14 protein-coding genes are annotated in these 13208 nt (G+C 33.2%); 9 read left to right on the top strand and 5 right to left on the bottom strand.

All coding sequences use genetic code 11. The features are described 5' to 3' along the window. Positions 1-2: 2 nt before the first annotated feature. The 4 genes from bla to N456_RS18560 all read right to left on the bottom strand — a co-directional run bounded on the left by bla (position 3) and on the right by N456_RS18560 (position 3306). The gene (gene bla / locus N456_RS18570; protein WP_338021436.1) at positions 3-752 is read right to left on the bottom strand and encodes a subclass B1 metallo-beta-lactamase; all 750 of its coding nucleotides are present in this window, start codon (positions 750-752) and stop codon (positions 3-5) included. A 95-nt stretch (positions 753-847) separates the two neighbouring features. Beyond that, positions 848-1009 carry an IS3 family transposase gene (locus N456_RS24620; protein WP_158447933.1) on the bottom strand — a complete coding sequence of 54 codons (162 nt, stop codon included), beginning with the start codon at positions 1007-1009 and terminating at the stop codon, positions 848-850. A 157-nt stretch (positions 1010-1166) separates the two neighbouring features. After that, positions 1167-1916 carry an NYN domain-containing protein gene (locus tag N456_RS18565; RefSeq protein WP_062060396.1) on the bottom strand — a complete coding sequence of 250 codons (750 nt, stop codon included), beginning with the start codon at positions 1914-1916 and terminating at the stop codon, positions 1167-1169. Positions 1917-1947: 31 nt separating this feature from the next. After that, the gene (locus tag N456_RS18560) at positions 1948-3306 is read right to left on the bottom strand and encodes a DEAD/DEAH box helicase (protein ID WP_062060394.1); all 1359 of its coding nucleotides are present in this window, start codon (positions 3304-3306) and stop codon (positions 1948-1950) included. Between the two features lie 638 nt (positions 3307-3944). Between N456_RS18560 and N456_RS18555 the strand changes: the two genes are divergently transcribed. The 9 genes from N456_RS18555 to pabB all read left to right on the top strand — a co-directional run bounded on the left by N456_RS18555 (position 3945) and on the right by pabB (position 12339). Next, on the top strand, positions 3945-5777 hold the full coding sequence (locus tag N456_RS18555) for a phage baseplate assembly protein V (protein ID WP_062060392.1): 1833 nt from the start codon (positions 3945-3947) through the stop codon (positions 5775-5777). Positions 5778-5806: 29 nt separating this feature from the next. Further along, on the top strand, positions 5807-7375 hold the full coding sequence (locus tag N456_RS18550) for a polymorphic toxin-type HINT domain-containing protein (RefSeq protein WP_062060390.1): 1569 nt from the start codon (positions 5807-5809) through the stop codon (positions 7373-7375). A gap of 2 nt (positions 7376-7377) precedes the next feature. Continuing rightward, positions 7378-7740 carry a hypothetical protein gene (locus tag N456_RS18545; RefSeq protein WP_062060388.1) on the top strand — a complete coding sequence of 121 codons (363 nt, stop codon included), beginning with the start codon at positions 7378-7380 and terminating at the stop codon, positions 7738-7740. Between the two features lie 94 nt (positions 7741-7834). Continuing rightward, positions 7835-8620: a polymorphic toxin-type HINT domain-containing protein gene (locus N456_RS18540; RefSeq protein WP_082422590.1), complete on the top strand. Its 786-nt coding sequence runs from the start codon at positions 7835-7837 to the stop codon at positions 8618-8620. 16 nt (positions 8621-8636) lie between these two features. Next, entirely contained in the window at positions 8637-9326 is a 690-nt protein-coding gene (locus N456_RS18535; protein WP_062060385.1) for a hypothetical protein, read from the top strand. Positions 9327-9415: 89 nt separating this feature from the next. Then, on the top strand, positions 9416-9631 hold the full coding sequence (locus N456_RS18530) for a hypothetical protein (protein WP_062060383.1): 216 nt from the start codon (positions 9416-9418) through the stop codon (positions 9629-9631). 165 nt (positions 9632-9796) lie between these two features. Then, complete coding sequence (locus tag N456_RS18525) at positions 9797-10381, top strand: hypothetical protein (RefSeq protein WP_148639377.1); 585 nt, start codon at positions 9797-9799, stop codon at positions 10379-10381. 91 nt (positions 10382-10472) lie between these two features. Continuing rightward, positions 10473-11009: an NADPH-dependent FMN reductase gene (locus N456_RS18520; protein WP_062060379.1), complete on the top strand. Its 537-nt coding sequence runs from the start codon at positions 10473-10475 to the stop codon at positions 11007-11009. A 7-nt stretch (positions 11010-11016) separates the two neighbouring features. After that, entirely contained in the window at positions 11017-12339 is a 1323-nt protein-coding gene (gene pabB, locus N456_RS18515) for an aminodeoxychorismate synthase component I (RefSeq protein ID WP_062060377.1), read from the top strand. 162 nt (positions 12340-12501) lie between these two features. Here the strand turns inward: pabB and N456_RS18510 are convergent, their stop codons facing one another. Continuing rightward, positions 12502-13194: a hypothetical protein gene (locus N456_RS18510; protein WP_062060376.1), complete on the bottom strand. Its 693-nt coding sequence runs from the start codon at positions 13192-13194 to the stop codon at positions 12502-12504. Between the last annotated feature and the right edge of the window lie 14 nt (positions 13195-13208).

Below are 13208 nucleotides of genomic sequence, written 5' to 3'. Positions count from 1 at the left end.
GCTTATTGTTCGGTTTTAAATAGAGAAATAGTATAATCTAGTAGGCTAATATCTCCATAGTTTCCATGTCCTGGGATAATAATTTTTACTTTAGGATATGCTTCTTTAATTTTAGAAACAGTACCAGACCATTGATGAAGATTTGCATCAACCAGATTGCCTTTCTTAGCACTTAGGCTTTTGATCATACATCCTCCAAAAATAATCTTTTCATCTGGGAAATATGATGTAATATTATCTACAGTATGTGCTTCACCAAAAAATGTATTGATGATTGTTTTGTGACCTAATTTTAATTCTAAATATTTATCAAAAACCAGATCAGGTTTGTTATTATTTTCTGTAAGCATTAATTCTGCTGTTTTTTGACTAGCAATAGTAGGAATTCCTTTTTCTTTAAAAATAGCTATTCCCTTTATGCAATCATCATGAAAATGATTAAAAACAACACCTTGTATACTTATTTTTAGATCATTATTAAGCCAATCAATCAATTCTGATGTTGCCTGATTATTAGCAGGGCTATCAAATATATAGGCTTCTGTCCCTTCTATGTATATAAAACCATTACAAGGGAATGTTGCGCCATTTTTTAATACTAAGGATGAGGTATGAATATAACTAGATTCATTAATTTTTGTGATCAGAAGTTCTTCTGACACCTTAATTTTTTCTGCATGAGAAGTATTTTTACAAGAAACAAAACATAAGAGTCCTATTAAAAAAGAAAATAATTGAACTCTATTTTTAATACCATTCATAGATTAAATTTTACGTTTTCTGGCATAGCGAACGGCTAAGATATAGATTGGACTTGTAAGAGAAATTCGGACAATTTTTCTAAGACCTATGCTGCATTTTTAAGTTTATAAAATTCTATTTCGACTTCTAAGGGAGTTTTATACCCCAAAGAAGAATGTAATCTTTTTCTGTTATACCACACCTCTTTATAATCAAATACAGCTGTTTTTAGCTTCTTGTATTGTTTTAAAATTATGATGGTAAACAAGCTATGTTTTTAATGTTTTTAAAAAAGATTCTGCCACTGTATTACCCTAACAATTTGCTGTTGTGCTTGCATATTATGGAGTATAATTAGGAGTACAAAAAAATAATAATTAGCTGTGATAGTATTAATTTCATAGAGCTATTTTTATGATGGCTACTTATTTTTTTCTTTTGATTTTATTACGCACAAAAACTAGTTTAGATCTACCCTTTGAGGCTTCTCGTTGTTCTACCTCAAAATTTTTAATCGATTGAATCAATGGAGTTAATTTTTGGAAACCATAGTTTCTAGAATCAAAGTTAGGTTGTTTTTTTTGCAAAAGACTTCCTACATCTCCCAGAAAAGCCCATCCCTCATCATCTGCAATATCTGATATAGTATTAGAGATAAGTCTAATATCTTTTGTTGTGATTCTATCTACAGTATTTTTTTTGCTAGATGTAGTATTCGTAGTTTCTGTTCCATTTTCTTCATTTTCATGTTTCAGGATTTCGAGATAAATAAATTTATCACAGGCTACAATAAACGGGTTTGGCGTTTTTTTCTCTCCGATACCAAAAACTTTCATACCGGCTTCTCTTAACCGTGTTGCTAGTCGTGTAAAATCACTATCACTAGACACTAGGCAAAAACCATTTACTTTCTCTGAGTATAGAATATCCATAGCATCAATAATCATAGCAGAGTCTGTAGCATTTTTTCCTCTAGTATATCCATATTGCTGGATAGGAGTAATGGCATTTTCTAAAAGAATTTTTTTCCACTTGGTAAGATCTGGTTTAGTCCAATCTCCATAAATTCTTTTGATCGTAGGATTGCCATATTTAGCAATTTCCTCCATCATTTCTTTTATATAAGTAGCAGGGATATTATCTCCATCAATAAGTACTGCAAGATTTAACTCCATAAATAGAGGTTAGATTTTTTTAATATTATAGTTATCGTTTCTTTCTTTTATTCTTTAGATTATATGTTTTATCCCCTTTGGTTTTAGGTTTTTTATATTTCTTCTTAATTTCTCTCTGATAAGACCCTCCGAGATTTACCTTTCTGTTTTTTTCTTTTTTTTCATGAAAAGCAGCCCCTACCTCTTCGTCATTAGGGCGTTTATGAGGATTATTAATTTCTTTAACTTTTGGTTGTTCTTCTGGCGTAAGCTGATCAGAGATTTGTACACTATCGGGGATATCGAGTTGAGCTATTGTCATTTCCATCAATGTTTCAATCCGCTCTAAGTACTCTTCTTCTTTTATTGTAGAGAGTACAAAAGAAACTCCTTTTTTTTCTGCACGTCCCGTTCGACCAATACGGTGCATATAATTCTCTGGATACTCTGGGGTATCTAGGTTAATTACCTGACTTACATTTTCTATATCTAGCCCTCGTGCCATAACATCAGTAGCAATAAGGATACGATTTTCTCCTTTTCTAAACTGCTCGATACTTCGTAATCTATAGTTTTGTGTTTTATTAGAGTGGATAATACAAATCTCATCAGCATATATTTTCTCTAATTGCTCGAATAGTCGATCTGCAATTTTTTTATAGCCAACAAAAATTAATGTTTTATGATAGGTTTCTTTATCAGAAAGCAAATGCTCTAATAGGTTTACTTTAGTATAAAAATTAGGAACCTTATACCCATATTGTTTGATGTTCTCTAGTGGAGTTCCACTTTTGGCAACCGATATTTTTTTAGGTTTTACAAATGTTTCAGAGATCATCTGATCTACCTCATCAGTCATGGTAGCAGAAAACATAATATTTTGTCGTTGTTGTGGTAGGATATCAAAAATATTCATCAATTGATGTCTAAACCCTAGATCTAGCATTACATCTACCTCATCAATAACCAATTTTTGTATAGATTTTAGTTGTAAAACTCTACTTACTGCCAGATCATATAAACGTCCTGGGGTTGCCACAATAATATCTAACCCCTTGGCTACAGCCTGTTTTTGGGTATTGATGTTAGTACCTCCATACACTCCTGTGATACGAATATTGATGTATGTCGTTAGTTTTTCGATTTCATCGACCACTTGTACCACTAGCTCTCTTGTAGGGACTAATACTAATACTCTTGGGTTATCCTGAACAGAATAGTTTAGCATTCTAAGGATAGGTAGCATATATGCGTAGGTCTTACCAGTACCAGTCTGTGCAATACCGACAACATCACTACCAGACATTACCGAAGAAAATGCTTGTTCTTGTATAGGAGTAGGGGTTATAAACCCCAAGTCATCAAGGGCATTAAATAATTGCGTGCTTAAATTTAAATCTCTAAAAGTCAATTGATTTGTTTTTATGCAAAAATAGATGTATTTGCTGATCCAATATAAGAATTATGCAACTAATTCGATTTTAAAGAATGATTTATTAGGCTACAACTTATTAATATATATATAAGTTGTAGAGCTTAGACCTTAATTTATAAAAATATCACTTACATACCAATATAGCTATTTACATTTTTGCGAAGAACTCTTGCACCCCTGCAGGAGCTATTTACATTTTTGCGAAGAACTCTCGCACCCCTGCAACAGCTATTTACATTTTTGTGAAGAGCTCTCGCACCCCTGTAACAGCTATTTACATTTTTGCGAAGAGCTCTCGCACCCCTGCGAGAGTTATTTACATTGTTGATAATTAGTGTTTTGTGATAAAAATGGATGATCCTTTTCATAGTGCATCAAAATCTATACTAGATAGCATTAGAATAAAAGATAAAACTATAAACAACCAGAAACTAATAACTCAAAAATGATACGCAAAAACCACATAAGTTGTGTGGTTATTGATCATCGATTAAACCATGTTTTTATGATATATTTACCGACCCCGTTACCCCTTTACAATTTTAGTTAACATAAAGAATAGTAGTTAGATATAATCATAAACTAAAAACCATAAACTAATCAAAGAATAAAGGATGACATTACATAATATAAGTGTTTACATAGGCGGGAAACCACTATTAGGGTACACCAATTTTAAAGGTAGTATTACACAAGAGATTGGGAAACATCATTTTTTTTCGATAGAATTTTCCTCTTTCTTAGATAACTCCATAGAGGGGATTCCCTTTATGAATCATGAGCAGTATCAGAATCAAAAAATCTCTATCTTCTCCACCGATGGAGCATTACAGTTTGTAGGGATTATTCTTAGTGTACAACACCTCAAAAAAACTGATGGCAAAGATGGCGGGATGCTCTTTAGAGGAGCCAGTCCCACGATTTTATTACAGAAAACAGTACAATGCCAGAGTTTTGATGAAGCCACCAGTTTTAGAGACATCATGGCAGAAGTCACTCGGGGATATCCCGCTAATATTCTACAGACCAATTATGGATCAGAGACCAGTATATCACTAGGCTATACCGTACAATATAATGAGTCCGACTGGGATTTTATTACCCGTATGAGTCGGCGCTATGGCATGTTTACCTATTACGATGGAGAAGCCCTAAGTATTGGTAGAAACCCAGATAAAGTAGTACAATGGCAAGGCACCTATGGGCAAGACATCAAAGAATTTATGATCAATGATGATTTAGAGGAACAACTATTTACCCTACAGACCCACGATTGGACGACCCAGCAAGCCCATACCTCGGATGCCTCCCAAGCCAATAGTAGCATCCCAGATCTAGTAACCCCCAGTACTGATCGCTCTAGGCAAGCATTTACCAAACAAGGCAACTACTACTACCCACACCTGCAAGACGATCATAGCGGACAGCAAATGCTAGATTATATGATTAAGGTACAAGCGCAGAGTAAACTATCCCGTATGGTTACTGCTATCGGTAGAACTGAGATCTTAGGGCTAAAACCCTGTGATCACCTACAGGTAACAGGGCATAACTATAGTAGTATCTTATCAGAACACTCCTATGGAAGTTATGAGCTGACTAAAGTAATCCATAATTTTAATAGCAAAGGCTATTACCATAATGAGATCGAAGGCGTTATCACCGGATTAGATCATCCACCTTATAGTGATATCTATGCCATCCCTAAGATCGAAGCCATGTCTGCTACCGTAAAAGATAATAACGATACAGAAGGACTAAACCGATTAAAAGTACAATTCCCATGGCAGCAAAAAACCAATACCACCACAGGTTGGGTACGCTGTATGAACACCCACGCCGGAGCCGCACACGGCAGTTATATAGTAGCCGAGCGTGGAGATGAGGTATGGTGCAGTTTCCAAGGAGATAATCCAGAGCGACCACTAGTCATCGGATCAGGATTTAATAAAACCGCCAAAAGCGAATTCTATACCGCAGACAATACCACTAAAGCAGTAAAAACCAAGAGTGGCAATACCCTAATCTCTAATGACGCCGATGGTAGTATTACTGCAATCAATCCCAGTGGTAGCAAAATCATATTACAGCAAGACGGTAATATTCGTATCCATGCCCCGAATACTATGACATTAGCAGCTACAGATATTAATATCATAGGATCTAATAGTATAAACATCCATGCACTACCTAACGACCAAGGAGGAGACGGTACAATGAGTATCTATGCAAAAAGAGATCTAGGAATAGAAACTGCCGATGAATCTATAGGCATAAAAGCCAATACCGATATTACCATTACCAGTACCACAGCAAGCGCTAATCTTAATGCTAAGACCGATACCAATATAAAAGGAGAAACCTCAGTAAACATGGATGGCGATGCCTTAACCATCAATGGTGGTAGTATGATAAAGATAGAATCCTCTGATACAGACATCTTATAATATTCTAAAAAAAAGAAAAGAAGATTGGTATGCCACATGATTTAGAATATATCGTAAAAGACGCATTAATGATGTGTGATAAAGGAGCACTACCCGGTCCATTTACTCCCACATCTAATACCCATATAAAGATCAATAGCTGCTTAGTCACCACCAAAGCCGATAAAGCCCCCATGACTAATATCCCTTCTTTTGGCGCATGCGCTGTAAAAAACGGGAACCCTTGCACACCTGCCCCAATAGATTGGACAGATACCTATAAGGTAAAAGTAAAAGGGCAAGAAACCATACTTTTTAAAAGTAAAATGCCCTGTAGTACAGGTGGTAAAATAGAATTTATTACCAGTGGACAAGTACCCATACCCCCAGAAGAGTACGACAAACTCATGGAAGAACATGGAGAAGATGATGATAGTGGTTGGGGTTGGTGGGATACCGCAGAGTTAATACCCGTAGTAGGTAATATTATCGGTATGGTGCGCGAGGGAGCAAAAGGCAATTGGGGTATGGTTGCCCTTAATGCAGGGTTTTTGGTCTTAGACATTGTTACATTGGGTACAGCCTCCATTGGTACAGCTGCTGCAAAAGGAGCAATAAAAGGAGGTATAAAAGTAGCCGCTAAAAAAACAGCTCAAAAAGCATTACAAGGAGCTGTAAAATTAGGCACTAAACAAGGTCTAAAACAAGTAGGAAAAGGTTTTGCCAAAGCTGCTGCTAAAAAAGTTAATAAACTAAAAGGTCTTAAAGAATGTGTAACTGCTTGTTTTATAGAAGGTACGTATGTTACAACAAAAACAGGAAAAGTTAAAATTGAACAAATAGCTGTAGGAGATGAAGTTTTAGCTTTTAATTCTGAAAAAGGTAAAAATGAATATCAGAAAGTTACTAATACAGTAGTTAACAAAGTAGACTACATACTTAAATTAAAATTTCATAATGAAGAAATAACTACTACTGATATCCATCCTTTTTATGTTGATGGGAATTGGATACTTGCAGAAAAATTGCAGATAGGTACTATGGTAACTACTGCAAAAGGAAGATTAAAAAAAATCCTTTCTATTGAAAGAATAGAACAAATAAACACTATAGTTTACAATTTAGAAGTTAATGATCTACATAATTTTTATGTAGGAGAAGATGGTGTTTTAGTCCATAACGGTCCTTGTGATGATTTAATAAAATGGACTATTGGTAGATATGATGATTTACATAAACTAGCTAAAAGTACAGGCTTAGATTCTCATCATTTGGTGCAATCCAAAAAAATGAAAGTTCTGTTAGAAAGGTTAGGAAAAGTCTTTGACCATGAGGGAGGTATTAGTATACTTGTACCTTTTCGTGGGCATAGGCATAAGAAACTTCTTAGTGATGAAAAAGTTATTAGTAGATGGAATGGAAAAAAAATAAACAAATATATTGATGATGTTTTAGAAGAAGGAAAAGAAATATATCAAATAGGTAGGGATTTATTAGCAAAAGATATTAAAGAGATGCGTAGAGTATATAAAGATGTACCTAATGAGAAATTACAAGAATTAATTAAATTAAATAAGGAAAAGTTTCCTGAATTATTTAAAAACCCTAAAAATATTTAAAAATGGATAACGAATTATTTATCGAGAACTTAAAAAAATATGGATTAAATCAAGTGGTTAAAGATTATAAAGAGCAGATTCAAGAGAAAGTTCAACCTACTGATAATTTATTATTAAAAAATTTAAAAGAGTATTATAAGGATGCTGATATAATAGAAAAAGAAAAAACTATTGGTTATATCGAAGATATTATATCTAATGGGATTTTAATAGTTTTAGGTTTAATTGATAATACATCAGACATAGGTCAGAAAGGAGAATTTAAATTATACTATGAAGAGGAAGGAAAAGAACCTCGTTTAATAAATAATAAAGATGAGGAGGATGATTTATTAACACTTTGGTATGAAGATGATGAAGACTAATACATAAAATATAGTCATAAAAAAATCTCTACATTGTGTAGGGATTTTTTGGTTTTAAGTCTTTGCTTGTTTTACCTCGGGTACAAAAGTTGCGATAAAAGAAGGGCATAAAAACATAGAAGATATACGAATAGGAGATCTCGTATGGGCATATAATGAAGAAACAGGAGAAAGTGACCTAAAGCCTGTAGTTACCATTATAGAAAAAGAAATTGATGCTACCATACAACTTACTTTAGGTAATGAAGTGATAGAGACCACCGCAGAACATCCATTCTATACCCAAAACGGATGGAAAGATGCCGCAGACCTTACCACTACCGATCAGGTAAAAACCAAGAATGGCAATTGGCAACGTATCGAAGCCACTAATTTTTTGTATAGCAAAAAGAAAGTCTATAACTTTGAGGTAGCTGATTGGCATACCTATTTTGTAGGGGCATGGGAGTGGTTGGTACATAATGCAAAGGTGTGTTTACACGCTCTAGCAAAGACAGGAGTAAAATATGCTCAGAATATCCTAAGAGGAATTCGTTTTAATCAGATTATGCAAAAACGTATTGTTAATGGAGTACATGAGTTATGGACTAAGGGGATGAAAACCCGATTAGATACTTTAATCCCAGGTAAAGCCATTATATCTCGTAAGGCAACACAGTTATCAGAAGTAACTTTTAATACCGCAAAAAAATATAAAAAAGGTAAAGCAATACAAAATACCAAACGGGCAGGTGCAAAGGAATTAGATGGAAAATATGTTTTACAAATCCCTAAACAGAATAAAGATATCCCAAAAAAGATAGTAGACTATGCTAAAAAGAAAAGGGTTGAAATTGATGAAATAAAAGATGTGACTATGGATATGCTAAAATGGTGGTAACAAATAATACGAAACTATGAAAAATTTAAAATATATATTAGAGGGCTGGAATGATGCCTATGGAGAGTTACAAAATGATGAAGACACCTTAGATTTCTATAGAACAACCTATGAGGATGAGATTGATAAGACAATCTTAGAAGAAGCACTATCTTCATTAGAGTCTTGGTCTAAGTATGCGTATAAAAACAAATTGTTGTTTCATGTAACCGCAATAATGGAGAATGACCAACCCTATGCCGATATTTTGTTTAATGATGGTAACATACTTATACATTTTATAGATGAGTATAATCGTTTTTACATGACCTATACATTTAGCAAACAAGAGGGTACGGATCAGGTTTTTATGAGTAGTCTACACTATTTTATATACCCCGATAGTATTAAAGAATTTACTAATGATGATATCAGAGATGTACAATATATTTTTACCCCAGAGGGTAAATTAACAATCTGGGATCGATATCTAGAGAAGGGTAAATGGTATGAAGAAGCTAAAGAAGCAGAAGAGCCTGTTAATGTAGCTTCTAACTGGGAACCTTATCCACAATTAGGGGATTATCAGAGTATTATACGATTAGAACGCTGGGAAGATAATGAGCTAGCACAACCATGGGTAGAAAAATATATTAAAAAATATATCTATAAAGATGGTAGCAGATTCTATAAAGATGAAGATGGTAACCTGATCGAAGATAATTAAGCATAAATCAAGAATATAATAAAAGAGATAACACGACTACTGTTATCTCTTTTGGTTTAAAGACACAAGTATCTTGCTAGTATTAGTAGGTGTATACCCAACTATCAGACGTAACTTTTAATCTAGATAACAATACAGAGTTTACAACCACATTCCGAGCATCAGAAATAGGCACTATATTCTTTCCTCCCTTTTATGGTAAACTAATAAAGGAGAATGATACCGCAGAACAAAAAAAAGAATATGCGGATTTTTTTGTCCTGATAAAAGTAGACATTCCAATGGTTAGTGTATTATGTTTATAATACAAATGATAATCCAAAATAAGATTAAAAAACCAGATCCAGTAAAAAGATTGGTTTTACTCTTTTAATATTTTAATATTATCGAGTATGAAATATAATGTATACATAAACGCAACCGATATCCATATGTTGAATCTATCTAGTAAACATATAAAGGTAATAGTTATGAGATACGTAAGATTAGTATTGTTATTAGTAATAGGATTGATTATTAGTTGTACAAGTGATGATGATACAACAATTACTCCTGCAAATCAAAACAAAGTTTTGATCCTAAAAGTTGATTATGAAACAAAGGCGTTTGAAGGAGGAAAAGAATTAGTTTTTGATACTACTGTAGATTTTGATCTCGAAACAAAATATGTTGCTCCTGGGGATTTTGGGAGTATAACATTGCTCTACAAAAATCTAGATAAAAAACTGTTTTCGGGATCTATAATATGGAATGGTGTAGGAGCTATAACCTATCCAGAGAACTTAACAAAACCAGATGATTTTACAAAGATCGATACTCCTGTAGTCATGCCAGATGGTACTATATTCGAAACGATTGCTTATGATGTAGAGCCTCATACTGTTATGGATGGTATTGATCATCAACAAATATGGAGTGCTGTTAGCAATTTATTAGTATTTAAAGAATATCGAATTAATAATCCTAATGCAAAAATACATTTGATGTTATATAAACCAGCAGTTGGTATTGAAGACCTTTCTAAATCAGACTGGATATTGATCGTTAAAAATTGATATATTTGTTAGAGATTTTTATAACAATAAAACAGTGTCTATGTATAGATATTGAATGAGATTGTTTTTAATTTCTTAACAAAAAAGATGTATGAAAAAAATTCTAGCCTTTGCAGGTTCTAATAGTAAAAATTCCATCAATCAAAAATTAGTAGAATATGTAGCTTCTAAAATGGATAGTCATCAGGTAAGAGTGATTAACCTGATTAATTACCCGATGGTATTGTATAGTGAAGATGAAGAGAAGGATAATGGTTTCCCTGGGATGGCACTAGGGCTAAAGCAAGAGATCTCTGAAGTAGATGCTTTATTGATCTCTGTTAATGAACATAATGGTAGTTGGAGCGCTTTTTTTAAAAATATAATAGATTGGTTATCCCGATTGGATCGTAATTTTTTAGAAGGAAAGAAAATTTTATTAATGAGTACTTCGCCCGGTAAACGAGGAGGAGTGAGTTCATTAGAATTTGCTAAGAATGTATTGCCAAGGTTTGGTGCAGAGATTGTTGATAGCTTTAGTTTTCCATCTTTTCATGATAATTTTTCTGTAACATCAAATACAGTAACAGATGAAACACTTTTATTGGGATTAAACGAAGTTCTCAGTACTTTTGCGCACCAAATTTAGGGAATACGTGCGAAGCAGTAAACAGTATACGATAGAAAATAGTTTAGAATTTAAAACCAAATTACTAATCTGGTCTCAACAGTTTGATGAAGTAGTTTGGTTAGATTCTAATGAATATGTACAACATTACTCTAGTTATGATGCAGTATTGGCAGTAGATGCTTTTACAGCTATTAAAACAGATTATCATAATGCATTTGACCAATTAAAGGAATATCAAGAGTTAGCATTAGATTGGATTTTTGGATACCTCTCGTATGATCTAAAAAATGATGTAGAGCATTTGGAGTCTAGAAATAATGATGAGCTAGGATTTCCGGATTTATATTTTTTTCAACCAAAAAAAGTCTTTCTCCTTAAAGAAAATATACTAGAGGTGCAGTATCTAAAAATGGTCGATGATGAGATGACAGGCGATTTTGATACGATCTCTACTACTTTAATAAACACAGTAACCGCACCACCCAAAGATGATAATACGCACCGCCCCTGTGGTAAGATAAAAATAAGCCTTAGGATGACTAAGGATGAGTATAAAGAAAAGATACAGCAATTATTAGCTCATATTCATAGAGGAGATGTTTATGAGGCTAACTTCTGCCAAGAGTTCTTTGCAAAGAATAGTTGTATCGATCCTTTACAGACATATTATCAATTAAATACAATTTCTAATCCCCCTTTTGCTACTTTCTTTAAAATGAATAAACATTATTTATTATCAGCTTCTCCAGAGCGATATTTGCGAAAAAAAGGGCAAAAAATAATTACTCAACCCATAAAAGGAACAGCAAAAAGAGCAAAGAATACCGAAGAAGATAATAAATTAGTAACAACTTTAATGAATGATCCTAAAGAACGATCCGAGAATATAATGATCGTAGATTTGGTAAGAAATGATCTCTCTAGAACTGCTACAAAAGGGTCTGTTATCGTAGAAGAATTGTGTAAAATATATTCATTTGATCAGGTACATCAGATGATTTCTACAGTGGTTTCTGAGGTTGCTAAAACAACCTCTGCCGTAGATATTATTAGAACTACTTTCCCTATGGGAAGTATGACAGGAGCTCCTAAAATCTCTGCAATGCAGATTATAGAAAACTTAGAGGAATCAAAACGAGGTTTATATAGCGGAGCAGTAGGATATTTTACACCTGATGGGGATTTTGATTTTAATGTAGTGATCAGAAGTATTCTTTATAATGAAATAAAACAATACATATCCTACACAGTAGGCGGAGCTATCACTGCTAAATCTGATCCTGATAAAGAATATGAAGAGTGTTTATTAAAGGCAAAAGCAATGAGAGAAGTATTAGAAGGAATTTAATCCCTCATTGAGGGATTAAATTCCCGAAACTTGCCTCGACATCAAAGTATTTTTTTCGGAAGCATACCTCATGAGCTTGATCCGAGATTGTTGATTCTTTATAATACCTAACTATAGAATATAAATAATACACACATAGATTAATCTATATATAAAGCATTATTAAATAAGGTTTTTTCTAAAACTTTTTCTTACATCAATAATAGTTTCTTTAACTTCTTGAGCAGTAATGTTTTTGATAGTTGCAATTTCTTCAAAATTTAATTTCCCAAAAACAAACAAATCAATAATTTTAGAAGTTTCGATAGGAAGCCAGCTATAAAACTTACCTAATAACTTTTGTTTTCTGTAATCCGGAAAAGGCTCTGATTCAATAACCTTAAGAATGGCAGAATCTCTGTCGTTATAAATAAAGTTTTGTTTTTCTTCAAAATTTTGATGATAACAAATATCATCTAATTCTTCCTGCATAATGAGTTCGTTGTTTGCCTCTACAGTATAGTTTTCTTCTAGTTTTTTGAGTTCTTCTTTTAGAAAAGTATTCGTGCTGATATTTTGTTGATGCCAGCCTTCTTTAATGTACAGTTCATCAATATGTTCATCTGCTATCTTAAATAGTTTAAGCTCTAGAGATAATGTATCTATTTCTACATCGAGATCATCATGATATAGCTTTATAATGGCATCATCAATAATCCCATTAGAACAATACATATTCTGGGGTAAAATACCTACGCTTTCTGCGATATATAATCGGTGTTTTACATAAGGGTGTAAATGTGGTACAATAGATAACAATTTCTTACAAAATTCTTTTTGATCATCTGCCTCATAAAATGTCTGTGTCGTGTTCATTAGTTACTGATTTT

It is taken from the genome of Aquimarina longa SW024 (genome assembly GCF_001401755.1).
In the GTDB taxonomy this organism is placed as follows: Bacteria; Bacteroidota; Bacteroidia; order Flavobacteriales; family Flavobacteriaceae; genus Aquimarina; species Aquimarina longa.
Note: the sequence above shows the minus strand (reverse complement) of the source record. Positions and strands in the feature narration are given on the sequence as shown.

Excerpts from the sequence above, each read along its gene's own strand:
- N456_RS18545 (WP_062060388.1), top strand. The coding sequence starts at position 7,378 with ATGGATAACGAATTATTTATCGAGAACTTAAAAAAATATGGATTAAAT.
- N456_RS18525 (WP_148639377.1), top strand. The coding sequence starts at position 9,797 with ATGAGATACGTAAGATTAGTATTGTTATTAGTAATAGGATTGATTATT.
- N456_RS18550 (WP_062060390.1), top strand. The coding sequence starts at position 5,807 with ATGCCACATGATTTAGAATATATCGTAAAAGACGCATTAATGATGTGT.
- N456_RS18510 (WP_062060376.1), bottom strand. The coding sequence starts at position 13,194 with ATGAACACGACACAGACATTTTATGAGGCAGATGATCAAAAAGAATTT.
- N456_RS18565 (WP_062060396.1), bottom strand. The coding sequence starts at position 1,916 with ATGGAGTTAAATCTTGCAGTACTTATTGATGGAGATAATATCCCTGCT.
- N456_RS18555 (WP_062060392.1), top strand. The coding sequence starts at position 3,945 with ATGACATTACATAATATAAGTGTTTACATAGGCGGGAAACCACTATTA.
- N456_RS18535 (WP_062060385.1), top strand. The coding sequence starts at position 8,637 with ATGAAAAATTTAAAATATATATTAGAGGGCTGGAATGATGCCTATGGA.
- N456_RS18520 (WP_062060379.1), top strand. The coding sequence starts at position 10,473 with ATGAAAAAAATTCTAGCCTTTGCAGGTTCTAATAGTAAAAATTCCATC.